The organism is Aurantiacibacter zhengii (assembly GCF_003584125.1).
Classification (GTDB): domain Bacteria; phylum Pseudomonadota; class Alphaproteobacteria; order Sphingomonadales; family Sphingomonadaceae; genus Alteraurantiacibacter; species Alteraurantiacibacter zhengii.
Genome location: NZ_QXFL01000003.1, coordinates 387,950 through 412,022, shown reverse-complemented (window position 1 = coordinate 412,022; position 24,073 = coordinate 387,950). Strand labels below are relative to the sequence as shown.

19 protein-coding genes are annotated in these 24,073 nt (G+C 62.2%); 6 read left to right on the top strand and 13 right to left on the bottom strand.

The features are described from left to right. Nucleotides 1-36 precede the first annotated feature (36 nt). The 3 genes from D2V07_RS09030 to D2V07_RS09020 are packed head-to-tail and all read right to left on the bottom strand — an operon-like array spanning nt 37 to nt 3,002. A complete protein-coding gene (locus D2V07_RS09030) occupies nt 37-1,737 on the bottom strand; it encodes an FAD-dependent oxidoreductase (RefSeq protein WP_119586633.1) in 1,701 nt (566 codons plus the stop codon). Beyond that, nucleotides 1,734-2,120 carry a cupin domain-containing protein gene (locus D2V07_RS09025; RefSeq protein WP_119586632.1) on the bottom strand — a complete coding sequence of 129 codons (387 nt, stop codon included), beginning with the start codon at nt 2,118-2,120 and terminating at the stop codon, nt 1,734-1,736. The genes D2V07_RS09030 and D2V07_RS09025 overlap by 4 nt, the downstream gene beginning before the upstream one ends. Nucleotides 2,121-2,138: 18 nt before the next feature. Continuing rightward, nucleotides 2,139-3,002 carry a DUF1805 domain-containing protein gene (locus tag D2V07_RS09020; RefSeq protein WP_119586631.1) on the bottom strand — a complete coding sequence of 288 codons (864 nt, stop codon included), beginning with the start codon at nt 3,000-3,002 and terminating at the stop codon, nt 2,139-2,141. A 68-nt stretch (nt 3,003-3,070) separates the two neighbouring features. Here D2V07_RS09020 and D2V07_RS09015 point away from each other — a divergent pair, with 68 nt between their 5' ends. Beyond that, nucleotides 3,071-3,406: an NIPSNAP family protein gene (locus D2V07_RS09015; protein ID WP_119586756.1), complete on the top strand. Its 336-nt coding sequence runs from the start codon at nt 3,071-3,073 to the stop codon at nt 3,404-3,406. Here D2V07_RS09015 and D2V07_RS09010 read toward each other — a convergent pair. From D2V07_RS09010 to D2V07_RS09000, 3 genes are read right to left on the bottom strand one after another with little or no spacing between them, the layout of a single operon-like run. Then, nucleotides 3,370-5,742 carry a membrane-bound PQQ-dependent dehydrogenase, glucose/quinate/shikimate family gene (locus tag D2V07_RS09010; RefSeq protein WP_119586630.1) on the bottom strand — a complete coding sequence of 791 codons (2,373 nt, stop codon included), beginning with the start codon at nt 5,740-5,742 and terminating at the stop codon, nt 3,370-3,372. The genes D2V07_RS09015 and D2V07_RS09010 overlap by 37 nt on opposite strands. Next, the gene (locus D2V07_RS09005; protein ID WP_119586629.1) at nt 5,742-7,316 is read right to left on the bottom strand and encodes a class I adenylate-forming enzyme family protein; all 1,575 of its coding nucleotides are present in this window, start codon (nt 7,314-7,316) and stop codon (nt 5,742-5,744) included. The genes D2V07_RS09010 and D2V07_RS09005 overlap by 1 nt, the downstream gene beginning before the upstream one ends. 50 nt (nt 7,317-7,366) lie before the next feature. Continuing rightward, nucleotides 7,367-8,269 (bottom strand): SDR family NAD(P)-dependent oxidoreductase, encoded by a 903-nt coding sequence (locus tag D2V07_RS09000; RefSeq protein WP_199698758.1) that lies wholly within the window; start codon nt 8,267-8,269, stop codon nt 7,367-7,369. A gap of 96 nt (nt 8,270-8,365) precedes the next feature. Here D2V07_RS09000 and D2V07_RS08995 point away from each other — a divergent pair, with 96 nt between their 5' ends. Together D2V07_RS08995 and D2V07_RS08990 are read left to right on the top strand one after the other, a co-directional pair. Then, on the top strand, nt 8,366-10,177 hold the full coding sequence (locus D2V07_RS08995) for an acyl-CoA dehydrogenase (RefSeq protein WP_158586789.1): 1,812 nt from the start codon (nt 8,366-8,368) through the stop codon (nt 10,175-10,177). After that, entirely contained in the window at nt 10,168-11,016 is an 849-nt protein-coding gene (locus tag D2V07_RS08990; protein WP_119586627.1) for a MaoC/PaaZ C-terminal domain-containing protein, read from the top strand. Before D2V07_RS08995 ends, D2V07_RS08990 begins: the two co-directional genes overlap by 10 nt. Here the strand turns inward: D2V07_RS08990 and D2V07_RS08985 are convergent. Next, nucleotides 11,013-11,411 (bottom strand): Zn-ribbon domain-containing OB-fold protein, encoded by a 399-nt coding sequence (locus D2V07_RS08985; RefSeq protein WP_119586626.1) that lies wholly within the window; start codon nt 11,409-11,411, stop codon nt 11,013-11,015. The genes D2V07_RS08990 and D2V07_RS08985 overlap by 4 nt on opposite strands. Nucleotides 11,412-11,417: 6 nt before the next feature. Continuing rightward, on the bottom strand, nt 11,418-12,581 hold the full coding sequence (locus D2V07_RS08980; protein ID WP_119586625.1) for a thiolase domain-containing protein: 1,164 nt from the start codon (nt 12,579-12,581) through the stop codon (nt 11,418-11,420). A gap of 126 nt (nt 12,582-12,707) precedes the next feature. Here D2V07_RS08980 and D2V07_RS08975 point away from each other — a divergent pair, with 126 nt between their 5' ends. The 3 genes from D2V07_RS08975 to D2V07_RS08965 all read left to right on the top strand — a co-directional run bounded on the left by D2V07_RS08975 (nt 12,708) and on the right by D2V07_RS08965 (nt 15,646). Continuing rightward, complete coding sequence (locus D2V07_RS08975; protein ID WP_119586624.1) at nt 12,708-13,682, top strand: cyclase family protein; 975 nt, start codon at nt 12,708-12,710, stop codon at nt 13,680-13,682. A gap of 39 nt (nt 13,683-13,721) precedes the next feature. Then, complete coding sequence (locus D2V07_RS08970; RefSeq protein ID WP_119586623.1) at nt 13,722-14,798, top strand: NADH:flavin oxidoreductase; 1,077 nt, start codon at nt 13,722-13,724, stop codon at nt 14,796-14,798. Nucleotides 14,799-14,893: 95 nt separating this feature from the next. Next, complete coding sequence (locus D2V07_RS08965) at nt 14,894-15,646, top strand: sulfite exporter TauE/SafE family protein (protein WP_119586622.1); 753 nt, start codon at nt 14,894-14,896, stop codon at nt 15,644-15,646. Nucleotides 15,647-15,726: 80 nt separating this feature from the next. Here D2V07_RS08965 and D2V07_RS08960 read toward each other — a convergent pair whose 3' ends face one another. From D2V07_RS08960 to D2V07_RS08940, 5 genes are all read right to left on the bottom strand, one after another. Further along, nucleotides 15,727-17,835, bottom strand: coding sequence for a TonB-dependent receptor (locus tag D2V07_RS08960; RefSeq protein ID WP_119586621.1), 2,109 nt, complete (start codon nt 17,833-17,835; stop codon nt 15,727-15,729). A 30-nt stretch (nt 17,836-17,865) separates the two neighbouring features. Next, nucleotides 17,866-18,081, bottom strand: coding sequence for a hypothetical protein (locus tag D2V07_RS08955; protein WP_119586620.1), 216 nt, complete (start codon nt 18,079-18,081; stop codon nt 17,866-17,868). Then, nucleotides 18,078-19,235 carry a PepSY-associated TM helix domain-containing protein gene (locus D2V07_RS08950; protein WP_119586619.1) on the bottom strand — a complete coding sequence of 386 codons (1,158 nt, stop codon included), beginning with the start codon at nt 19,233-19,235 and terminating at the stop codon, nt 18,078-18,080. Before D2V07_RS08950 ends, D2V07_RS08955 begins: the two co-directional genes overlap by 4 nt. A 143-nt stretch (nt 19,236-19,378) precedes the next feature. Continuing rightward, a complete protein-coding gene (locus D2V07_RS08945) occupies nt 19,379-20,509 on the bottom strand; it encodes a L,D-transpeptidase family protein (RefSeq protein ID WP_119586618.1) in 1,131 nt (376 codons plus the stop codon). Nucleotides 20,510-20,595: 86 nt separating this feature from the next. Then, the gene (locus D2V07_RS08940) at nt 20,596-23,949 is read right to left on the bottom strand and encodes an amidohydrolase family protein (RefSeq protein WP_119586617.1); all 3,354 of its coding nucleotides are present in this window, start codon (nt 23,947-23,949) and stop codon (nt 20,596-20,598) included. Nucleotides 23,950-24,073: the final 124 nt, after the last annotated feature.

Below are 24,073 nucleotides of genomic sequence, written 5' to 3'. Positions count from 1 at the left end.
TTGCCCGTCAGGTTGCTTGCATTAAAGGCGAGCGAACTATGAACTATCTTCCGCAGCCATGTGATGCGCCGCAATATAGCCAAAGGTCATGGCAGGGCCAAGCGTGATGCCACCTGCCGGGTATGCCCCGCCCATCACGCTCGCCAGATCGTTGCCTGCTGCATAAAGGCCCCTGATCGGCGATCCGTCGGCACCCAGCACGCGCGCGTGCGCATCGGCGCGAAGGCCGGCAAAGGTGCCAAGATCGCCCATGACGAGCCTGACTGCATAGAACGGCGCATCCGCGAACGGCGCGACGCACGGATTGGGGGAATGGCCGGAATCGCCCAGATAACGGTTGTACGGCGTACTGCCTTTCCCGAACTGGCGATCCTCGCCGTTCCTTGCGCCCAGATTGTATTCGTAGATCGTGTTGGTCAGCACGTCCGGATCGCAGCCGATTTCGCGGGACAGTCCCTCCAGCCCGGCGGCTTTCTTCAGGTAGCCGGAGCGAAGATGGTGGCCGTGCGGGACCGGGAATGGTTTGGCCATGCCAAGGCCATAGCGATTGAGGGCCCTGCTATCGGCAAGCAGCCATGCATAGACTTCACCATCCTTCTCGCACTCGCGCAGCATGGCCTGGCCGAACACGTGGTACGAATCCGCCTCGTTGACGAACCGCCTGCCATCGGGCGTCACCGCGATAAGGCCGGGCTTGTACCGGTCGACGAGATGGGGAAACACGCCCGGAGGTCCGTTCTTGTCGGGCACCAGCGATACGGGGATCCAGGCAGCCGGCTGGACCACGCGCGTCTCGACGCTGGCGCCGGCTTCTTCTGCCGCGCAAAGGCCGCCGCCGGTGTTGGTTTCCGGAGCGGGCGATGAATGGCGGTGGGATCCGTGGACGTGCGGGAACAGCTTCATCTGGCGTGCAAGATCGCGGGGGAAGCCCCCGGTCGCCAGCACGACGCCGCGCCGGGCCTCGATCGTTTCGCCGTCCTCGGTCACCACGCCGCGAACCTCGCCCTCGCGGATCATCAAAGTGGATATCCCGCAGCCGGTTCGCACCTCGACACCGTTGCGCAGGGCGCTTGCAAACAGGCGCGCGGCCAGGGCATTGCCGTTGGTAAGACGCATCGCTCGGCCATGGCGGGCAAGCTCCCAGCCGTGGATCATCAGGCGTTTTGCCACATAGATCGCACTTTTCAGGGATCGCGTGGCGCGGAAGAAATGCTGCACTTCCTGGCTGGCGTTGAACATCATGCCGACAAAGGTGATCTCGCGCAGCGGCGGACGCAGCCGCTTGAGCTCACCGCCCAGTTCGCGGCCGTCATAAGGTGCGGCCACCACGGACCGGCCACCCTCGGATGCTCCGGCGACTTCGGGATGATAGTCGGGAAATTGCGGCTGCGGGGCGAAGGCAACCTCGGTCTCATCCTCGAAAAAACGGGCCATGTCGGCTGCATTGTTCAGAAAGGCATCGACCCGGTCCGCGTCAAAGCCGTTCCCGGCCAATTCGCGAATGTATTCGCGCGCCTGGGCGCGGTCCGTGTCGGGATCGTCGCCCTTCGTCAGGTGGTTCCCCGGCAGCCACAGGACACCGCCCGAACGCGCGGTGGTTCCGCCCACCACGTCTGCCTTTTCCAGGACCAGAACATCGAGACCGGCGCGGGCAGCGGTTACGGCTGCGGCCAGCCCGCCGGCTCCCGATCCCGCAACAACTACGTCGTACATCCCCGCCACCGGGCTCTCGCTCATTTGAGTTCCTGGCCGTCGAAATCCCCGCCGATGAAGCGGTTCGGCTTGAGGAAGAAACTGATCACCAGGGCCCCGTTCGGAGAGCGGGCGAGGTGGCGGTTGCCCTTGGGGCGCCAGACGAAATCGCCTTCCTTAACCTCTCCTTCGTCATCGACGATACTGCCCTGGAGCACATAGGTCTGCTCGACCTCGACATGCTCGTGAAGCGGCAGCACGGTACCTGGCTGCCAGCGAAAAAGCGCGGTCAGCAGGCCCGTGTCGGGCATCGACATCAGGACCTTCATGTCGATCCCCTCGGTCGGGGTGGGTTTCCAGTCGAGCGAATCGACATCGATGTAGCGGGAATCCAGCGGCCCGAGGCCGTCTCCGTAATCCTGTCCCATATCTGTGCTCTCCTCGTTTCAGGCTTCGAGCATCGTCATGGCCGCGTCGCTCGCTGCCATGCCGACACTGACACCAAGACCCTTGGCCGTCTCGTTCACTGCCGAAATCACGCCGTCCTGGTACGTGCTCATGGGGTCGCCGATACGCGCGCTGTCGGTCGAGACAGTGGCCGCGGCTATGCCGTCGTCATCGAGCATCGGCAGGCCCTCGATTCCTAGGTTGTCGAGCCCGAACCCTGCATCGTTGCAGATCAGCCCCTTGGGTTTGATCCGCAGCGCGTAAAGCGCCATCAGCCGCGCGCCGTGCGATGCAACACAGAACACGTCATCAGGAGTGGTGTTCTCCACCCGCGAGAACGACCAGCACGCAAAGATCCGGCCGCCGTTGTCGCCCGTGTGGACGATGGTGGTGTCTTCGTTGACGAGGTCACCCAGGTCGCACGGTTCCTGGTCGGGACCTTTTTCCAGCATGACCCGCGCCGCGTCCTTCCCGGTCATTCCGGGAGTTACCCCGATTGCCAGCGCCGCGTCGTTGGCGCGGGCAACCGTGCCGGTCAGCAGCGAATCGCCGTCCGACAGGCGCGCTTCCATGGTGGCGATAGCAGCAGCGGGCACGCCGAACCGGTCCGAAAGCGGAAGGCCGGAACTGCCGGCCGCGTCCTTTCCCGGCCCGCCTTCGTGCGCGATCCAGCCGCGCGCCCCGCGCCGCAGCGGGATGGCACCCGTCGGCTCTCCGGCAAACGATGCGCCCAGCAGGACATCGTTCTGCCAATCGCCGTGGTCAAAGGATGTGAGCGAGTTGCCAACGACGATCCTGCCGCGGCCCTCGACCGTCTCCAGGACATAGGGCGCAAGATCATCGTCGCTTACCTGCTTGGTCATCTGAAACTCCTCTTTATATAAACGTATGTTCGTATAAAAACGGACGAACGTCAATTCCGGAGATGCAGATGATCCTCGAAGAACGCACCTACACCCTGTCGACTAAGTTCACCCTTGCGGACTACCTCGAGCCGTACGAACGGATCGGTCTGCCCGTGCAGCGCAGGATCCTCGGCAATCTGGTCGGCGGCTTCACGGTTGAGGTCGGCCAGTTGCACTCTCTCGTCCACCTGTGGGGGTACGATTCGTTCGAGGAGCGACAGCGGCGGCGGCAGGAACTTGCCCGCGCGCCGGAATGGGTCGCATGCCTCGACATTATCCGGCCGATGATCGCGACCATGGAAAATCGCCTGCTGGTGCCCACCGCCTATTCGCCCCCGCTGTCCCCTTCCGGCAGGGCATAGGCAATCAGGTAGTCGCCCTTGTTCTCCGACCGGCGAGCGCCGCCTGCGGAGATCACCACGAATTGCCGGCCGCCTTGCGTCCTGTAGGTCATCGGGGTGGCCTGCGAGCCGACCGGCAGGCGCGCCTTCCACAATTCTTCACCGTTCGTGACGTCCAGCGCGCGCAGGTAATTGTCCTGCGTGCCGGCAAAGAAAACCAGGCCCGATGCCGTCGTCACGCTGCCGCCGATGGTCGGCATGCCGATAGGAATGTCGAGCCCGGTCGGGATGCCGAACGGGCCGGTATCCCTGACGGTGCCCATGGGGCGTTGCCAGGCAATTTCCCGGCTCTCCAGGTCGATGGCGGTCAGGGTGCCGAAGGGCGGTTCCTGACACGGAATCTGCAGCGGGGAGAGGAATGAGTGCCGGTCGATGGCATAAGGCGTTCCGATCTGCGGGCCGATGCCATCGTGGTCCCCCTGCCGGGGCACGACCTCGTCCACCTCGTCACGCGGCACGAGGCGCAGCTTGATGCCCAGGCGGATGTCGTTGACGATAAGATAGTTGTTGGCCGTGTTTACTGAGGCACTGCCCCAGTTCATGCCGCCATAATAACCGGGAAACTGCAACGTCCATTGCTCGTCAGTTACAGGCGTGAAGAGACCCTCGTAACGGGACCGGCGGAAATCCAGTCGGCAGGCGAGCTGGTCGAGCGGCGTCACGCCCCACATGTCGCGCTCTGCCAGGTCATCGTTGCCGATCGTCGGCATGCCGACAGAGCGCGGCTGCACCGGTGACAGAGTTTCTCCCTCCACCGCGCCTTGCGGAGCGGGCAGGTAATCGACCTGCGTGATGGGTTCTCCCGTCCGGCGATCGAGCACATAGATATCGCCCACCTTGGTCACCTGCACCAGCGCGGGCACGACCTCGCCGCCCGGCACGGGAAGGTCCACCAGCACCGGCTGCGCGGGGACATCGTAGTCCCACACGTCATGCAGCACTGTCCGGAACTCCCACTGCGGACGGCCGTCGGACACGTCGAGCGCCACGACGGCCGCGGAATATTTTTCCGCGTAAGAAGTGCGATTGGCGCCCCAGAAATCCGGAGTCTGGTTGCCCATCGGCAGGTAGACCAACCCGAGTTCGGGATCGTAGCTTGGCACAGACCACATGTTGGGCGTGCCCAGCGTGTAGATCTCCCCCTCGTCAGGCGCTCCGATCCGGTCGGGCGCGCCCATATCCCAGGCCCATGCCAGCGCCCCGGTCTCCACATCGTATGCGCGCACGACGCCCGACGGCTGGTCCACTTCCTGGTTGTCGAACACCCAGGCACCGATCAGGGCCACATCCCCGGCAATGAACGGTCCGGACGAAGGGATAAGGTAGCCCGCTTTCAGCGGCCCCATCTGGTGAGCCAGATCAACCTCGCCCGCCTCGCCGAAACTCGTACAGACTTCGCCTGTCCGGGCATCGAGCGCGATCAGGCGGTTGTCGATGGTGGCAAGCAGGATGCGGCGAGCGCATTGCGCGTCTTCGCCAGTTTCACTGACTTGCGCGGTTTCATGATAACCCAGACTGCGGCAGCGCCTCCAGAGCGGCGGCGGCGTGACCGCCGGATCGAAATTCCAGATTTCCTCGCCGGTTTCCGCATCCAGCGCGAAGACCCGGTTGTTGCGCGTGCAGCCGTACAGCACCCCGCCTACCTGCAACGGGGTGTTCTGATCTTCCGAAAGCAGCTCGTCGATACCGTTGTCCCCGGTGCGATAGGTCCACGCAACGTCCAGGTCTGCAACGTTGAGCGGGGTAATGTCGCTGGCGCCCGAAAAGCGCGACCCGGAAGTATCCTGGCCGTAGCTGCGCCAGTCGTTCGGCCCATCGGCATTGGCGACCAGTTGCATGCCGTTATCGCCTTCGATGACGCCTTTTGGCGAGAACATTCCCACCGCAAAAGCCAGCGCACCGACCAGTCCGAGGGCAAAGGTGACCATCGCGATTCCGCGCCCCGCGAACCCGAAAGCGACAAGGCCGCCAGCCGCCAGCAGGGCCAGCAATGCGAACAGGCGGGCGAACAGCGGCCAGAAATTCCACCCCGCTTCCCAAAGCGCCCACGGCACCGTCAGCACCACTGCCGCGAGAAGCAGCAAGGGCCCCGCCCTTCTGCCAGTGGCATAAAGAATGCCGCCGGCCAGCAGGACTAGCGCCAGCAGGATGTAATAGATCGAACCACCCAGAGCCGCCAGTTGCCAGGCGAACGGCGCCATGAGCAATCCGGCCGCCAGCAGCACGACCCCGAATGCAACGCCCGCGACAATGGCAAGGCGGCTGCGGCCCGCCCATTCCTTCGTGAACCAGCCCATCACCCCTGCCCCAGCAGCAGGTCGCGAAGTTCTTTTTTCAGGATCTTGCCGTTCGAATTGCGAGGCAGAGGATCGTGTCCGATGGTCCAGCTTTCAGGTCGCTTGTAATCCGCCAGTTCGTCCAGTGCCAAGGTGCCGGGATCCTGCGGAACCGGCGCACCGGGCTTCAGGCATATGAAAGCGTGCGCCGTTTCCCCAAGCACATCGTTCGGTTTGCCGACCACGGCAGCCTCGGCCACGTCGGGGTGCTGCACCAGCACCGCCTCGACTTCCGAACTGTATATCTTGTAGCCGCCGCGGTTCACCACGTCCTTCTTGCGGTCGTGCAGGCGGATAATGTCGTGCTCGTCTATCGAGACGATATCGCCGGACTTCCAGTAGCGGCCGATGAAGGCTTCCTTCGTGGTCTCTGGGTTGCGCCAGTACCCGCGCGCGACCATCGGCCCTGCGATCCAGAGCTCACCCGCCTCTCCGCAAGGGACCTCCTTCCCATCCTCGCCGATCACCACGACATCGGCGCATGGCACCGGCTTCCCGATTGCATCGGGGTGCTTTTCGGTCAGTTCAGGGCTGAGCAATGCTGCCGGAGAACCGGTCTCCGTCGCGCCATAGCCGTTCGACAGCTTCAGGCTGGGCAGCCTCGCCTGCAGTTCCCGGATGAAGGCCAGCGGCATCGGTGCACCGCCGAAGGAACCCAGTTTCCAGGAACTGAGATCGTGCTTCTCGAACGCTTCGTTCATCAGGCAAAGCTTGTACTGCGCGGGTACCATGAAGGCATGGTCGATGCGGTGCCGGGCGGCCTCCTCGATAAAGGTCGCAGCCCTGAAGGGCGGTATCATCACGACCGAGCCACCGAGCGAGAAGAACGTAAGGAATTCGGTAACAAGCCCGGTCACGTTGCAGCCAGGTATCGCGATCAGGGTCTTGCTGCCTCTGGGAAGACCCCATGCGAGTTCGAAATGCCTGATAGAATGCAGCAGGTTGACGTGAGCGAGCATGACGCCCTTGGGCTGACCGGTCGTACCACTGGTGTAGATGATAGCGGCGAGATCCTCTTCGTCGCCCGGCACATCGGGAAGGTCGCCATGGTTGCCCTTCGACCAATTCTCCAGATCTTCCGCCATTACCACGTGCCGCAGGTCCGCCAGCGCGCCGGGTGACGGATACTTTTCCGCCAGCTCGCTCTCGCCAAGGAGGAACCGCGCGCCGGAATGTTCGAGGATGAACCTGCCCTCCGCCTCGCTCAGCCGGGTGTCGAGCGGCACAAGGGTTGCCCCCACGCGCCAGCAGGCGAGGAAGAAGATGGGGTACTCCGGCCGGTTCGCCATCCATGTGGCCAGCCGGTCACCCGGCGCGATGCCGGCATCCAGCAGTGCGCCCGCAACCTGCAGAGCCTTCGCCTGAAGCTCGCTATAGGAGAGGGAGCCATCCCGATCCCAGAAAAGAGCGGGTGCATCCGGATCGCGCTGCGCCGAATCTGCGAACATCGACCACAGGTTCTGCTGCCGGTCGGCAAAGCAACGCACCATGCGCTCTTGAAAAAGCAGTTCGTGTCGCATTTCTCTCGCAGTCATCAGCAACCTCTCCGTTGCAACAACACGGCCCGGGGCCGCTTCAATACCCGCTATTGCGCAGCGCCGGGAACGGTCCGCTTAGCAACATAGGCGACTTCTTCGGCAGCACTGGCGAATTCCATCGTTCCCGATGCATCCGAAATGTCCGCCCATTTTGCCAGCACCTCGTCCGGGCTGACGCTATCCGCCGCGAACTGGAAGCCGGGCGATGACGTTACCCTGACGCGCGCATAATGGCCCGCCGCAGCAGACAGGATCACCCCGGTCTCGGTGAACTCCTCGCTCGCCAGCATAAGCGCGCCTGCCGAAGCGTATTCGGGATGGAACCGGTCGAGCAGTTCCTGCGGCATCCCCCCTTCCGTCATCGCAGTAGCGGCCATCGGCGCGAGTGAATTGACGAGGATGTTGTTCTTCGCGCCCTCGATCGCCAGCGTGTTCATCAGCCCGATCAGGCCGGCCTTCGCTGCCGAATAGTTCGCCTGGCCAAAATTCCCGTAAAGTCCGCTGTTGGACGTTGTCATCACGATGCGGCCGAAATTGTTCTCTTTCATCACCGGGAATGCAGCGCGGCTGCAATAGGCGGAGCCGAGCAGGTGCACGGCAATCACCAGGTCGAAATCATCCATGTCGCTTTTCGCAAAGCTGCGATCGCGAAGGATGCCGGCGTTGTTGATCAGGATATCGATCTTGCCGAATTCGGAAACGGCAAGGTCCACCATTTCCTGCGCCGCTTCCTTGCTTGCAACGCTGCCCGTGTTGGCAATCGCACGCCCGCCGGCAGACACGATCTCGTCCACCACCGCTTGCGCGGCGGAATTGCCATCGGCGTCTGTAGCCGGATCGTTGACTACGACCTGCGCCCCTCGCCCCGCCAGCATCAGGGCATGGGAACGTCCGAGCCCGGTTCCCGCACCGGTTACCAGCGCAACGCGATTTTCAAACGATATGGCCACTCGGCACTCCTCTACTTGCATACGAACGTATGTTTGTATAACACGTTTTTCGGCGCGCTTGTCAACTGCGCGATTTGCTTTTGTGAAGGAGTGGAAATGGCCGCCGATTCTTCGGTCTCACCGATCAGCCGACCCGAAATGGAATTCCAGCTGTTCGATGTCTTGAATATCCTCGAACTGGCCGAGCGGGAGCAATTTGCCGAGTATGACCGCGATACCGTGCGCGCCACGCTTGAACTGGCCGAAACCCTGGCCCTCGACAGCTTTCTTCCCGGGTACCGCAAGTCGGACCTCAATGAACCAGTGGTGGAAGATGACAAAGTCAAGCTGATACCGGAGATCGGCCAGGCCATCGATGCTTTCGTGGAAGCCGGTTTCATGTCCGCCCACCTGCCGCTGGACGAAGGCGGCATGCAGATGCCGTGGAGCCTGCTGCAAAGTTGCTATTCGATGTTCCAGGCCAGCAACATCGGGGCAACTATTTACTATTTCCTGACGGTCTCGGCCGCCAACGTGCTGCGCGAACACGGAACGGAAGAGCAGAAGCGGCTGTTCATGGCGCCGCTGCTGGCAGGGCGTTTCCTCGCCACCATGTGCCTTTCGGAGCCCGAGGCTGGATCCAGCCTGACGGATCTTCGCACCAAGGCGATCCCCAACGATGACGGTACCTATCGTATTGTCGGCACCAAGATGTGGATCTCAGGCGGAGACCATGATCTCAGCGAAAACATCATCCACCTCGTCCTTGCCCGCATCGAGGGCGCGCTGCCCGGCACCAAGGGCATCTCGCTGTTCGTCGTGCCGAAGTTCCGCGTGAACGAGGACGCATCCGTGGGCGAGAGCAACAACATCGCCCGCGTGGGTCTGAACCACAAGATGGGCTATCGCGCCGCAACCAACACCGTCCTGAACTTTGGTGAGGACGGCGATTGCATCGGCTATCTCGTCGGGGAAGAACATCGCGGCCTCGCCCCCATGTTCCTGATGATGAACGAGGCGCGCATTTCAGTCGGCGCGGGGGCAACCATGCTGGGCCATGCCGGATACCTATACAGCCTGGCCTACGCCAAGGAGCGCAAGCAGGGTCGCCCCGTCGACGGAAAGGATCCCGAAGCTTCGCCCATCCCCATCAGCGAGCATGCGGACGTGCGCAGGATGCTGCTCGTGCAGAAGGCCTATACCGAAGGCGCGCTGGCCCTGTGTCTCTACGCTGCCTACTTGGTGGACGAGGAGAAGACGGCGAAGAGTCAGGAAGACCGCGACACGGCAAATGCCCTGCTCGCCATCCTGACCCCCATCGTGAAAAGCTGGCCTTCGGAATTCTGCCTGGAAGCGAACAAGATGGCGATCCAGGTTCTGGGCGGCTACGGCTACACCATCGATTATCCGGTCGAGCAATACTATCGCGACAACCGTTTGAACCTGATCCACGAAGGAACCAACGGCATCCAGGCTATCGACCTCGTTTCGCGCAAGCTGATCTCTCGTGGGGGTGCCTACTGGCAGGCCCTGAAGGCTCAGATCGTAGCAGAGATCGAGGAATGTTCGGCGATCGAGCAACTGGCACCGCACGCGGCTTCGCTGACGCAGTCGCTGGATATGGCCGATGAAACCGTGACTGTCCTCCAGGGCCTTTCCGGCGATCCGTCGCAGCAAACGGCAAACGCCTCTTTCTTTCAGGACGCGCTCGGGCACATATGCGTTGGTTGGATGTGGCTGCGCCAGGGCCGAGCTTCGCTACGCGCGCTGGATGGCGCGGACGCTTCCAATCCGGCGGAGTTCTACAGGGGTAAACTTGCGGCAATGCGCTATTTCTTCCGCTACGAACTGGGTCGCGTCGACCATTGGCTGCATATCGTACGCGATGAAGACCGCCTGCTGGAAGAGGTGGATACCGCATGCCTCTGACCGCCAAAGCCCTGACAGGCGACCTTCCGGGCCGCCGCTTTTCCTACGACCTGTCCGCCACCCGGCTCTATGCCCTGGGAGTCGCCCTCGCTGCAGATGGCTCCGAGAGGGACCTTGCCTACCTGCTGGGAGACCAGCCCGAGGTCCTGCCGTCACAGGCCACAGTCATCGCCTGGGACGACCGTTGGATAGACGAGCTAGGCCTCGACGTGACACGCATTGTCCATGGGGAGCAACGGATCACCCTTCACCGGCCGATCCCCCCTCGCGCTTCTGGCCGTTCCGAAGTCCGGATCATCGAGGCGCTGGACAAGGGACCGGACAAAGGCGCGATCCTCTATGTCGAGACCACCTTGTTCGAGGACGGTCATGACCTGCCGCTGGCCACGCTTATCTCGACCGTTTTTGCCCGGGGTGACGGCGGCTTCGGGGGCCCGTCTAAAGGTGGACTATCCCTACCGGCGCTGCCGGAAACCGAACCGGATTGCGTGGCACGGGTAATGGTGCCGCTGAACCAGGCCCACATCTACCGGCTTTCGGGCGATGAAAATCCGCTCCATGTCGATCCCGAATTCGCCGCGCGCGCAGGCTTCGACAGGCCAATTCTTCACGGGCTTTGCACCTATGGCATGGCGCTGCGGCAGGTGATCGGCGAGGCTTGCGGCGATGAGCCAGGCCGGGTGGCAAGCATAGCCGCACGGTTTACCGCCCCTGTTTTCATGGGCGACACGCTGGAAACCAGCATCTGGAAACTGGCCGAAGATCAGATCGCCTTCCGCACCGCCATCGCCGAGAGAGGCGACGTCGTGCTGGACTACGGACGCCTGGAGCTGCGCTAGGACGCAGCTTCGAATACCGGCACTTTGGGACCGTCATCCTGCGTATCGGCGAAAGCGACCTGCACCTTTTGCCCGATCGCGATATCGTCCAGATCGATCCTGACGATGTGTGACAGGATCGTGGGCCCCTCCTCAAGTGTCACGTATGCGATTGCGAACGGAACGGGCGCACGGCGCATCACGCTGAACGAGTAGACCGTGCCTTTTCCTGACACAGTCTGCCAGTCGAGGTCATCGCTGTAGCAGAACGGGCAAAAGCTGCGCGGATAGTGATGCAGTTCGTTGCAGGACCGGCAATGCCGGATATCCAGCTTTCCTTCCCCCGCGGCTTCCCAGAAATGGGCGACGCTGGGCGTGATTTCAGGATTGGGAAGCGTGGGTAGTTCGGTAGTCATGCTGGTTTACTCCCGCTCGAGTATAAGAGTGCCGCTGGCGTGCCGGCTTCCCAGCCAGCCACCCATGGCCTGCGCCACGGCAAGATCGCAGTTCGGCACCTGAACCTTGGGATGGGCTTCGCCGCGCAACTGCCGCACGGCTTCCAGCACCTTGGTCATGCCACCGCGGTTGTTCGGGTGGTTGCTGCACAGCCCGCCCCCATCGGTGTTTACCGGCAGCTTGCCGACACCGGCGATAAGGTTGCCGTCGGCCACGAAGGCCCCGCCCTTCCCCGGTTCGCAAAAGCCGAGATCCTCCAGCTGCTGCACCACGGTGATGGTGAAGCTGTCGTAGATCGATGCGTACTTGATGTCCGCCGGGGTCACGCCCGCTTCCTCGAACGCGACCTGCCCGGATTTGCGGGCCGCGCTGTAGGTGAGATCGACGCGACCTCCGTCGAGATGCTTCACAGCTTCGCCCGCGCCGCGCACGACCACTGGCGGGCGCTTCAGCGTCTTCGCAATTTCAGGGGCGACTACTACGACAGCGCCGCCGCCATCGCTGACGACGCAGCAATCGAGCCGATGCAGCGGGTCCGATATCATCGGCGAATTCACTACATCCTCCACGGTCACCAGATCCCTCAGCATGGCATGTTCGTTATGCTGGGCATGATGGGACGCGGCCACCTTGACCCAGGCCAGTTGTTCGCTGGTGAGGCCGAATTCGTGCATGTGGCGCATGGCCACCATCGCGTACTGGTTGAGCACCATGGAAGAATATGGGTGTTCGAAGGCCAGTTCGGGGATGCCGAAGTCGGGTACGGGATCGGCCCCCTTCCCGGCTGCGCGCGGGCGCCCGGCAAGCACCGCTACCGCCACCTTGCACTTGCCCGTCGCAATGGCCTGCGCCGCGTGGGACACGTGCATCGGGTAGGCCGATCCACCCGGGTCGGTATTGTCCATGTGCACAAGATTGTTGAGGCCCAGATACTCCGCCGCCGAAAGGACGCCGAGGCCCGGCATTTCCGAATCGCAGAAGAACCCGTCCACCATTTCCGGTTCCAGACCCGCATCGTCGAGAGCCCAGGTCACGAGGTCGGATACGATCTGCATTATCGAAAGATCGGTCGCCTTGCGCACCGGATGTTCCGCAATCCCCGCGACATACGCCTTGCCCCTGATACTCAACCCAGTTCTCCACGATTGCTTATTCGAACGTACGTTTGTATAAGCAATGTCATGAGTGGGCGTCAAGTTTGTTGAAGGCGCGCGCTTTGGTTACGAAGAAACGTTGGGAAGACGGAGAGAAAGAGCATGTGCGAACACGACCATAGTACCGACCATCCAAGCGCGAAGGCTTTGCTGGACGGGCTGCCGATGAACTGGGGCAAATGGGGGCCGGACGACGAAGTAGGCTCTCTCAATTATCTTGACCCGTCCCAGGTCATGCGCGGCGTAGGCTCGGTCAGGTCTGGAAAGGTCTTCACGCTTCAGATCCCGATGGGGCACGAGAAAGGCGATCCGATCTGGCCGGGACGCAAAATGGCCCAGCGTTACAACGTGCTCGACAAGGGCGACTTTCTTTCCGGCAAGATGCCCGAGATACCTGGCGGCACCGAATACTCCGATGACATGATGATCCTCTACTTGCAGGGATCGACGCAGTACGACGCGCTGGGCCACGTGTGGCACGATGACAAGCTGTACAACGGCTTCGACGCACGCAGCACCATCGGCAGCATGGCGAAGGCCAGCGTATTCCCGATTGCCGAGCGCGGCGTAGTCGGACGCGCGGTCCTGGTGGACATCGCAAGACTGCGCGGGAAGGACTGGCTCGACCGGGCGGAGCCGTTCGGGCTGGAAGACATCCTGGCCGCCGCCGAGGCCCAGGGCGTTACCATCGAAAAGCGCGACATCCTGATCATCCGCACCGGCTGGATCGGCTCTTTCTACAAGCGCGACCAGGAAGAGTTTTATGGCGAATACGCAGAGCCCGGGCTCGACTTCAGCCGTGAGCTCGTGGAATGGTTCCACGAGATGGAAATTCCCAACCTCGTAACCGACACGATCGCCAACGAACTGGCGATCCATCCTTCCTCAGGCGTCTCTTTTGCCCTGCACCACTCGCTGATGCGCGGCCTGGGGGTGACGTTCACCGAGATTGCCCAACTCGATCCCTTGGCGGACGACTGTGCCGAGGACGGGCAGTGGAATTTCCTTTATACCGCCGCCCCGCTGAAGGTGGTCGGCGGAACCGGGGCCCCGGTCAATCCGGTTGTCATCAAGTAAGGGTTGCACATAATCGATGAGCGAGGGTCTATTCGGCGGATGACTGGGATTTCAGATCGACTTGGGTTGATGCGCGGTCCTGCGTGGCCGAACCGGATCGCCCTCGCCCCGATGACAAACACCCAAAGCCACCCTGACGGCAGTTTGTCGGAAGAAGAATTCAGGTGGCTGACAATGCGTGCCCAGGGGGGTTTCGGGCTGGTCATGACAGCCGCCGCCCATGTCGAGCGTCAGGGACAGGGTTTCCCTGGCCAATTGGGCATTTTCGACGACGATCTGCACATGGCCGGATTGTCGCGGCTGGCTGACGCCATAAAGGCACAGGGCGCGGTATCGTCCGTCCAGTTGCATCATGCCGGCCTGCGTTCACCCGATGACCTGGTCGATATTCCGCTGGGGCCGAGCGAAGACCCGGAGATACGCAGCCGCGCTTTAACACTTGCAGAAGTGGAAGCGGCCCGGGACAGTTTCATCGCGGCGGCGGTCCGCGCCGAACGGGCCGGGTTTGATGGTGTGGAGGTTCACGGGGCTCACGGATATCTCTTGAGCCAGTTCCTCTCGCGCACGATGAACCAGCGAACAGACCGTTATGGTGGAACACCCGAAAACCGGGCGCGGCTCTTGCTGGAAGTGATCGACGGCATCCGTGCCGCTTGCCGCCCTGATTTCCAGATCGGCCTTCGCCTGTCGCCCGAGCGTTTCGGCCAGGACCTTGGGGAAATCCGTGATCTCGCGGCCAAGGTGTTGGCGGAAGAAACAATCGATTACCTCGACATGTCGCTGTGGGATGTTTTCAAGAAGCCCGACGATGAACGCTTCGGCGATACGGGATTGCTGGAACTCTTCGCCGGCCTCCCCCGCGACCGGGTGGCGCTGGGTGTCGCAGGGAAAATACGCAACCGGAAGGAAGTCGAAACGGCGATGGCCAGGGGTGCTGACTTCGTATTTGTCGGTCGTGCCGCCATCCTGAACCACGATTTTGCCCGGCGGGTGGCCGAAGACCCCGAATTCCGCTCACCTGATCTTCCGGTCAGCGCCGCCCATCTCAAGGACGAGGGCGTAAGCGAGGTATTCCGCGACTACCTTCGCAGATGGCCTAAATTTGTGCGTGACTAGGGGGTCGGCGTTCCTGTTCGCCGATCCCGGCTTACGTCGAACCTGCAAATTGCCGCCGACGGGGTGGCCCGTACCTTGCCGGGAAGACTTGCCCTATGGCGCTTGACTGGTCTGTCAGCTTCTTTGTTGTGACAATCCTTGCGGTCGTATTGCTCGGCTTGTCGAAAGGTGGCTTCGTTGGTGTGGGAGCGATCTCTCTTCCCCTGATGGCCCTTGTCGCTCCGCCGATCGCAGCGGCGGCGATCCTGTTACCAATCCTGATCGTGCAGGATCTGGTCAGCGTATGGGCGTTCCGCCGCGATCGGGACGATCATCTCCTGCGCGTACTGCTGCCCGGTTCGGTCGTAGGGATATTTCTCGGCTACTTGCTCGCTGCGACTGTCTCTACACAGGTCGTACTGGGCTGTGTGGGCGTATTGTCCGTTGTATTCGGAGCCTACCGCCTCTGGCTGGATACAGGCGGAAGGCTGGCAACCACGAGGGACCTGCCCGAATGGGTTGGCAGCCTGTTCGGCCTCGCCTCGGGCTTTACCAGCCAGATCGCCCATGCGGGCGGGCCACCTTACCAGATGTGGGTGATGCCCCGCCGCCTGCCGCGAGACACATTCGTGGGAACGACAGCGATCTTTTTCGCCATCACGAACTGGGTCAAGATGCCCGCCTATCTCGCCTTGGGGCAGTTTACCGCGACCAACCTTCTGACTACGCTGGTCCTGATGCCGGTCGCGATCCTCTCGACATTCGCCGGCGTCGCACTGGTGCGCCGGGTATCGGCAGAGCGCTTTTATGTCACGATCTACATTCTCATGATCCTCGTCGGAGTGAAGCTGATCTGGGATGCATTTTGATCGGCAACGTCGCTGTGTGGCGCTGTGCGGAAACACCGCTAACCACACCTCAGCCCCCCATCTCCCGATCCCCATTTCCCTCAGAATGAAATCGATGCCGATGCTTTCACCGTTCGCGGTGCGCCCTGGAGAAGAGCCGGGTTGAACACATCGAAAGCCGATGCCCAGTAGGCTTCGTCGAAGATGTTATCGACCGTAAGGCGCAGCGTTACGGGATTGTCACCCGCAGCGAAAACGTAGCGCGCGCCCAGGTCCACGACGGTCCAGCTATCCAGCATCAGCGCCCCGGCGCTATCCGCTGCCTGCTCTCCTGTGTGCGTGACACGGCCCGTGAATGTCGCGCCGGGCAGGAAGGGCAGGTCCCATTCCGCGTTGGCGTTGAAAGTGACGTCGGGAACCCCGATCACTTCCAGGCCGGTGTCGAAGTCCGCATCGTTGAGAGACAGCCCGGTGATGAGGCGAAGGCCCGGTGCCACCTCGCCGTTGAGAGTCAGCTCAATGCCTTCGTGGCGTTCCTCGCCGACATAGCCGAAGATCTGCTGGCCGCCCTCGGTCGTCACGCCCTCACCCGGTCGCTCGATGCGGTAGGCCGCGATAGAGGCGAACACAGGGCCAAGCGCCAGCTTGCCGCCGATTTCGTATTGCTCGGATACGCGGGGAGCGAGGACTGCCCCGGAGTTGCCCAGCGAGACATCGACGGGCGCGGTCGGCCCCTGCTGCAGCGCCTCGATATAGTTGGCGTAGAAGGACAAGCGCTCGGTTGGTTGCACGACAAGGCCCACCGCAGGGGTCCAGCGATCTTCGTTGTAGCTGGTCGCAAGAGCGCCGCCGAAATAGCTGAAGCTGTCGACCTGTATTTCCTGGTAGCGCACGCCGCCAGTCAGCAGGATGCTGTCGTTGGCGAACCCGATGGTGTCGGACAGGAAGAGGCTGGTCAGCTCGCGCTTCGTGATGGGGAACGGATCGTCGAGATCGCCGCCCACGAAAGCTGTGGGCTGCGGGGACACCTGCACAGGGTCGTACAGATTGGTGGCGAATGCATTGAAGAAATCATAGGCGGTGCGGTCTTCCTGCCAGATCGCGTTGCCGCCGATGTTGATCTCGTGTGTCGTGGAGCCCAGATCGAACCCCGCCCGAATACCGGCCTCTACTTCTTCATTCGATTGCTCGTAGGGAATGAAGGAATGGAACCCGCTGGTGCCATCGCCAGTCAGGGCGTCCGTCACGGTGATGCCGCCGTAAATCCCCTCTTCGTCGCCATCGCGCGCGCCTGCCTTGGCGTAAAGCATGACATTGGATGCAAGGTCGTATTCCAGCGACAGGGTGCCGAAGATGTCGCGCAGTTCGGTGTAGGTGTAATCCTGCGCGTAATTTGCATCGCTATCGGGCACAACGGGGATGAAACCTGCAAGCGTCACCTTGGGCCGCAGCGAATCCACGCGCACCTCCTGATAGGCAAGGTCCAGCGCGGCGCGCAGAGGGCCGCTGTCATAATCGAAGGCTGCGCCCAGCACCTGCGTGCGGCGATCCTCGCGGTCGACCGAGACCTCGCCATCGCGATAGGCGCCGTTGACGCGCACGCCAAATTCGTTGCCTGCCCCAAAGCGGCGCGAGACATCGAAGCTGCCGCCGATATGCGCATCGCCCACGAAATTCGCGGTGGCGCGGGCCATGTCGTCATTGCCAGCGCGCTTCAGTTGCAAATTCACGCTACCACCAAGGCCCGAACCGCCAGGTGCCGCACCGTTAAGGAATGCCGATGCACCGTTCAGCACCTGCACTTCCTCGAACAGTTCGGGGGCGATCAGCTGGCGCGGGGCGATGCCATAGAGCCCGTTCACACCGACGTCGTCGCCGAACAGCGCGAAGCCGCGGATGACGAACTGCTCGGCGGCATTGCCAAAGCCATAGGTGGTGCGAACGGTCGGATCGTTGTCCAGCACATCGCCGATGGTCAGCGGCTGCTGGTTATAGATCAAGCTCTCGTCGAAACTGCGGATCGAAAAGGGCAGGTCCTCGGCGGGCTTGTCACCAAGGACGCCTGCATTGCCGCCGTTTATCACTTCCGTGGCGTTATTGCGCTGCGCTGTGACGATTATCGCATTGTCATCGTCTTCCTGGGCGAGCGCGGGACTGGCCAATACGGCAGCAATGACAAAGGCCGGAAGGAATGTCGGGGTATGGCGCATGTTCGATCCTTGAGATGTAAGAAAGAGTGATCAGCTGCGACGCACGAAGGCGTTGGCAGCGAGGATGATGGGAAGGGACAGCAGGCCCCAGGCAAAGGCGTCGCGCAGCCCGTCACCGGTGAGCCCGAGAACGAGCCCGGCGATGCTGGCTGCAAGCAACGAGGCTGGGATTGCGAACACATACCAGAGGCTCTGGCGCTGGCGCCGGGTTACGGGCTTGTCGGTACGGGAACGGCCAGTGCTCATGCCGGCATACCCCTCGCGGCACCCGAGGCGATTTCGTCGATACGCCTCTCGATCCTTGCAGGGGAGCGACGAAGCCAGAGGACCAGTCCGCTCCAGAGCACCCAGATCGTCGCCAGGGTAAGGACCGCCCAGATCAGCTTGAGAGGCAGGCCGCCATAATCGCCGAAGTGCAGGGGTTTGGACATCATCAGTGCCTGATTGAGCGGGGGCATGGCACGCGCGTCGATCAATTCCCCGCTGCGTGCGTCGACCAGCGCCGGGGTCAGCAGATGCCGGGTCAGCGGCCGGTCGCCCTGGAAGAAGATCGCGTAGTGCTGACCTGTGCTCCAGTCGCCGCCCGGAAAGCCGATGAACTGCGGCGACCGTCCGGGAAGCGCTACCTGTGCGGAAGCCATGGCGGCGTCCAGCGAGCCGTAGTCATCGGCATCGATTGCTGGATCGCCCGCATACTGGGCGGTCATTTCGGCCAGTTCGCCATTGCGCCAGTTGTCCACCAGGGGATCGGCAAAGGCATTGATAACCCCGGTCACCCCGACGACCAGCATCCAGCCAAGGGCGACAATCCCTAGAAGGTTGTGCTGGTCGAGGGTCTTTACGCGGCGGCTGCGTCTGGTGCGCAGTGTGCCGAAAGGCAGGCGGCGCATGAAAGGGGCGTAAAGGACGACCCCGGAGACGAGAGCGAGCACGAACAGGCCGCCCATCACCCCGAGGAAAAGCATGCCCGGCAAGCCGAGAAACAGGTCGGTATGGAGCTGGAGAATGAATTCCATGACCCCTCCCGAAGGAGCGGGACCGATCACTTCACCCGTCGCCCGGTCGAGGAAGAGGAGCGTCATGTCAGCCCCGTCCGCATCAGGCACAGGGCCCGTCGTTACCGTCAGCAGGGGACTATCCTGGCTGAAGGCCATAAACAGCGGCACCTCGCCGGGGCGCTCTGCAAGAGCGGCATCGAGCATGTTGTCGAGGGCCGTCCCGCTGTCGGCAGAGGGGGCCCCTGCCAGCGCCGCCTCGTAATCTTCCCCTACCAGCGCGTCGATCTCGTCATGGAAGATGAGCGGCAGGCCCGTGACACAAAGCATGAGCAGGAAAGCCGTCGAGACGAGGCTGCTCCACTTGTGCACTAGAAACCAGGACTTGATGGTCGATCGCTTCACGAGAACTCCAGACAGCAGGGCGATCGCAGTCGCGAGTCGCCCTCGGTTGCCGTCGCCTAGAGTTAGCGACCTTTATCGTCAATGATAATCATTCGCATTAGCGTTGAATGCAAAAAGGAGCTTGGCGGGCTGCCCGGTTCCAGTCAGACAAACTCGACTGGCGTTCCGGTGGTCAAGGCTTCGGCCAATGCCGCCGCATCCCAGTTGGTAAGACGCACGCAACCGTGACTGGCCCGCTTGGCCACCATCTGCGGATCGGGCGATCCGTGGATACCGTAACCGTCCTTGCCCAAGTCTATCCAAGTGCCGCCAACGGGATTGTTGGGACCGGGAGGGAGGATGAAAGTCTTGTCGGGCCCCCAACGCTGGTCGTCCGGATCGAAGGTATAATTCGGAGCCGGCGCGATCGCCGCGACTTCCATTCGTCCGCTGGGGCTGGGGAAATCCGAACTGCCAATAGTCGCGGGATAACTGACCACGACATTGCCCGACTCATCAAGCCCGACCACAGTGTTCTCGCCCGTACGAACCTCGATCCGGGCAATGTCCGCATCGAGCGTGTTGTCGCCGTGGCTGACGATGACCAGCTTGGTCCCGGCCTTTGAAAAATCGGCATCTGGATTGAGTGCGGTCAGGAAATCCTGATCCATGTGGAACTTCTCGGCCAGCATTTCCGTGGCATCGCGGTATCCCAGCTTCTCCATTTCAGCCATCTCGGGAAATCCTTCCGGGATGTCGTAGAACTGGCGGGAGGCATCCTTTTCAGTGATCGTGTAGGTACGGAAAACGTCACCCCCGTAGTTGTCGATCAACGAAGCAACCAACTCGCTGTCTACCCCGGTACCGGCAGCCAGACCGTTCGCCTCGCGATAATATTCAATTGCTCGCTCGGTGTTGGCACCGCCCCTTCCATCGATCACGCCAGGCGAATGGTGGCTCTTGTCGAGCATCACCTGAACCGCGATCATCCTTTTCGAACGATCACCGAGCATCGACGAAGTGACAGCTTCCGGCAGGGTCAGGGTGAACTGACCGTCCTGCTGGCTGGCTTCCGCCTGGCTGGCGGATTCCTCGTCGTCATAGCCTTCCCGATCGGTGAAATTGGCGGCGAACTCGTCCTCGCTATCCGAACTGTCGGTGGCAGAACGGTCGCTCGCGGAATGGCTCTGGGCTGATGCCTCGACTTCGCCCTCGCCTTCCGGTGTTGAAGAGTTGCCGCAGGACGCGAGCGAGAGGGCGGATGCAGCGATCGATGCGAGCAGAATGTTTTTCATACCCGAAGAACGGCGGGCGCTTCACGGCGTTCCGACATGGTTGGGTCACGGGCCGCAAGCCGACCTTGCCAGGCTGCATGCGCTCTTTACTGATCCCACCAGTAAGGAGGTCGCCGTTCGTCACCGGTAACGATCTCGTTCATCGTGGCCGCGTCGTAAGCGCGTCCGCCCAGCACCACGGTCTCAACCTGCTCCGTATTGCGGATGTTCTCGAGCGGGTTACCGGAAAGAACGACGAAGTCGGCGAGCTTACCCGGCTCCAGGCTACCGATCTCGCGATCCATGCCAAGCGAGCGCGCGGGAACAATCGTCGCGGCTTGAAGCGCTTGCAACGGCGTCATGCCGCCGCGCACGAACGACCAGATTTCCCAATGCGGTGCGATGCCGGCCTGCTGGCCGTGCGCGCCGATCGATACCAACACCCCACGCTCCGCCAGCCGTGCGGCTTCGCGCGCAACGTCATCGTCGATGAAGTCGCTTTCCGGTGCGGTGATCCGGCGTGCGGTCTGTGCGCGCAACAGGGCCGGCGGCGTATGCGCCATGAGCAATGGCTGCTCGAATACGTTTGTCGCCTGCCGCCAGTACGGATCGCCCGCCAGGCCGCCGTAACCGACCACCAGGGTGGGGGTGTAACTGGTATCCGATTGGGCGAAGAACTGCAGCACGTCCTCGTACATTCGCATCACCGGAATATTGTGCTCCAGCGTGGAGTTGCCGTCCGCGATCAAGTTGAGGTCCATGCCGAAAAGCGATCCTCCCTCGGCCACCACCAGCATGTTCTCGCGGCGCGCTGCTTCCACCACCATCTGTCGCTGGTCGCGGCGGGGCTGGTTGTAATTCTTGATGCTCGGCGCGCCTTCCGCACGCAGGCGCCTGACGTGATCGAGTGCGTCCTCAAGCGAATCGATCTGGGCGTAGGCATAGGGATTGCGCGCACCATAGACGATCCGCCCGGTCGAGAAGATGCGTGGGGCAAGGATCATGCCTGTTCGCTGCATGTCCTCCGCGACGAATACGGGCGTATCGCTCGAGGGATCGTGGAGCGTCGTCGTGCCGAGCGCGAGAGCCTGGATCATGTTCCAGTTCGCCTGCGGCACCAGTTCGTCTGCGGAATAGGAACCGTGGGCATGGGCATCCACGAAGCCGGGAATGACCGTGCGGCCTGCAGCATCGATAGTCGGGGTACCCGCCGGGATTGGCGTCGAACCGGCCGGACCGATAGCGGCAATCACATCGCCGTCGACGACGATTGTGCCGTTTTCGATGATGCCGCCGTCTGAACCAGCCATGGTGACGATGCGCGCCCCGGTGATCGCCATGCGCCCTTCGTGGCGGGCAGCCTGCACCGTTCGCAGCATGGAAACTCCACTTTGCGGCGGCGTGAAAGTGGCGCGCTCCTCACCCTCCATTGGCGGTGTCGAAGGAAACAGGGTGGGTGTTTCAACGGTGTAAAGCGTCGGCCCGAGAGACCAGTGCAGCCGATCCCCGTCATTCGACCAGTGCACATAATCGGCGCCCGAATCCGAAACCTCGACAACCGGCAGGTTGTTCGCACTGGCAGAGATCGTCACCGCCTGGCCGCCCGGCATCAGCGGCATCACAAAGGCATCGTAATTCTCGGTGAAGGCGAAGAAATTGCCGGAAGGCGCAACCACGTAACCCGTCACCAGTTCGCCCTTGGCATGGGTACGCGCATCGAGGCCATCCAGGTTGGTGGATACGAGCATCTGCGATCCGCCTTCGGACCCGGTCATGAACACACGCTCGTTATCCGCACCGAAATGGGGGCGGGCCATGTCGCGGCTGATGAGTACAGGCTCTCCGCCGGACGCGGCAATGCGGTAGACACCGGGATCGTCGCTGTATTCGGGCGCCGTAAGGAAGCCCCCCTCGCCCTTCTCATAGACGATCGTGTTGCCATCAGGCGAGAAGTGCGGACGCGCGAAATGACCGGGCTGGCGAGTCACGCGCTCGCTGCCGCGACCGTCACGCCCGATTGTGCGGATCTCGCCCAGCCCCTCATCCGTCCAGCGAACATAGACGATGCGTGAGCCGTCGCGAGACCAGCTCGGATAGAGTTCGAACGCTTCGTCCTCGTTCGTCAGGCGCCGCATGGCACCGCCCGAAGCCGGCATGGTATAAAGATGTCCAAGGCTTTCGAAGACAACGGTCCGCCCGTCGGGCGAGACTTCCGCAAAGCGAGCCATGGTAACTTCGACGCTGTCCTGCGCGACCGGGATGACCGGATGCGGTGAGGGCAGCTGCCCGCGTGTGTCGTCGATGACGAAGGGGATCTCGGCTGCGACCGATCCATCGGCATTCACGCGGCGGATTTTGCCTCCCGCCCAGAACACGATAGAGCGGCTGTCGGGCGTCCAGTCCATATTGGGGTAGAGCCCGGTGACAGCCCAGGTTTCCTGCACGTCACGATCGAGATCGGCGTAGATCATGCGTTCTTCGCCGGTCTCGAGATTGCGCACGTAAAGCTGGGAACGGGTGTTCTCGCGGCGGACGAACGCGATCATCCTGCCATCGGGCGACGGCGTGGGTCGCACCGCTCCGCCCAGACCCGACACGGCGGTGGTCACTTCGCCCGATGCAAGATCGTAGCGCTCTATGTTGAACAGGTCCTGGTTGGAATCCTGCGCGTATTCGAAGATCGGCCCGGGCGTGATGTTGCGGGTATAATAGATGGCCTCTCCATCGGGAGTGTAGATCGGCTCGCCCAGCTCCTTCTGATGCTGTTCGTTGGGCCGTTCGACCAGAGCCACCCCACTGCCGCCCGAGACGTGGTAGATCCACACCTCGCCCGTACCGAGCGAGCGGCCGGTGGTGAAATGCTTCTTGGCAGCAATGAATTGTCCGTCGGGTGACCAGGTCGGCTGGTTGAGAAGACGGAAATCCTCGTCGGTCAACTGGCGCTTGTCGCTGCCATCGGCATTCATCAGCCAGATATTGTCGCCTCCTCCGCGGTCGGAGGTAAAGGCGATGCGCGATCCGTCGGGCGAAAATCGCGGCTGCACTTCCCAAGCGAGGCCCTCTGCAATGCGCGTCGGTGTGCCGCCGGTGATCGGCATGATGTAGATGTCACCCAGCAGCGAGAAGGCGATCGTCCGACCGTTTGGCGACACATCGATATCCATCCAGGTGCCTTCGTTGACGCGGATCGGAACCTGCGAGATCGGCACGCCGGGAGGGTTGTTGACGTCCCATTCGCCATCGTCGTCACCGGCAGCGATGCTTTCGCCTGTTGCATCGTCCTCGATCGACTGGCCGGGGGCGGGATCGGGCGAGGGAACCTCGCGGGTGTTCTGGTCCTCTGCTACCTCGGTTTCCTCAACGGGGTCGGGCTCGGACGCTGGTTGGGCTTGCTGCGCGGCAGTTGCAGAAGCCAATGCGAGAACGCCTGCGGCAGAAAGGAATGCGAGTTTGCGGATCATGTGGCTTCCCGATCAGTTTTTTCATCTGTTTTCATAGCGGATCACCTCATAAGCGCAACGCGGATCGGCCGGCCATCGCCAAACTCATCCATCCGGTTCTTCGTGACTGGAGGGAGGGGTGTAT

Excerpts from the sequence above, each read along its gene's own strand:
- D2V07_RS09030 (WP_119586633.1), bottom strand. The coding sequence starts at position 1,737 with ATGAGCGAGAGCCCGGTGGCGGGGATGTACGACGTAGTTGTTGCGGGA.
- D2V07_RS09025 (WP_119586632.1), bottom strand. The coding sequence starts at position 2,120 with ATGGGACAGGATTACGGAGACGGCCTCGGGCCGCTGGATTCCCGCTAC.
- D2V07_RS09020 (WP_119586631.1), bottom strand. The coding sequence starts at position 3,002 with ATGACCAAGCAGGTAAGCGACGATGATCTTGCGCCCTATGTCCTGGAG.
- D2V07_RS09015 (WP_119586756.1), top strand. The coding sequence starts at position 3,071 with ATGATCCTCGAAGAACGCACCTACACCCTGTCGACTAAGTTCACCCTT.
- D2V07_RS09010 (WP_119586630.1), bottom strand. The coding sequence starts at position 5,742 with ATGGGCTGGTTCACGAAGGAATGGGCGGGCCGCAGCCGCCTTGCCATT.
- D2V07_RS09005 (WP_119586629.1), bottom strand. The coding sequence starts at position 7,316 with ATGACTGCGAGAGAAATGCGACACGAACTGCTTTTTCAAGAGCGCATG.
- D2V07_RS08995 (WP_158586789.1), top strand. The coding sequence starts at position 8,366 with ATGGCCGCCGATTCTTCGGTCTCACCGATCAGCCGACCCGAAATGGAA.
- D2V07_RS08990 (WP_119586627.1), top strand. The coding sequence starts at position 10,168 with ATGCCTCTGACCGCCAAAGCCCTGACAGGCGACCTTCCGGGCCGCCGC.
- D2V07_RS08985 (WP_119586626.1), bottom strand. The coding sequence starts at position 11,411 with ATGACTACCGAACTACCCACGCTTCCCAATCCTGAAATCACGCCCAGC.
- D2V07_RS08975 (WP_119586624.1), top strand. The coding sequence starts at position 12,708 with ATGTGCGAACACGACCATAGTACCGACCATCCAAGCGCGAAGGCTTTG.
- D2V07_RS08970 (WP_119586623.1), top strand. The coding sequence starts at position 13,722 with ATGACTGGGATTTCAGATCGACTTGGGTTGATGCGCGGTCCTGCGTGG.
- D2V07_RS08965 (WP_119586622.1), top strand. The coding sequence starts at position 14,894 with ATGGCGCTTGACTGGTCTGTCAGCTTCTTTGTTGTGACAATCCTTGCG.
- D2V07_RS08960 (WP_119586621.1), bottom strand. The coding sequence starts at position 17,835 with ATGCGCCATACCCCGACATTCCTTCCGGCCTTTGTCATTGCTGCCGTA.
- D2V07_RS08955 (WP_119586620.1), bottom strand. The coding sequence starts at position 18,081 with ATGAGCACTGGCCGTTCCCGTACCGACAAGCCCGTAACCCGGCGCCAG.
- D2V07_RS08945 (WP_119586618.1), bottom strand. The coding sequence starts at position 20,509 with ATGAAAAACATTCTGCTCGCATCGATCGCTGCATCCGCCCTCTCGCTC.
- D2V07_RS08940 (WP_119586617.1), bottom strand. The coding sequence starts at position 23,949 with ATGATCCGCAAACTCGCATTCCTTTCTGCCGCAGGCGTTCTCGCATTG.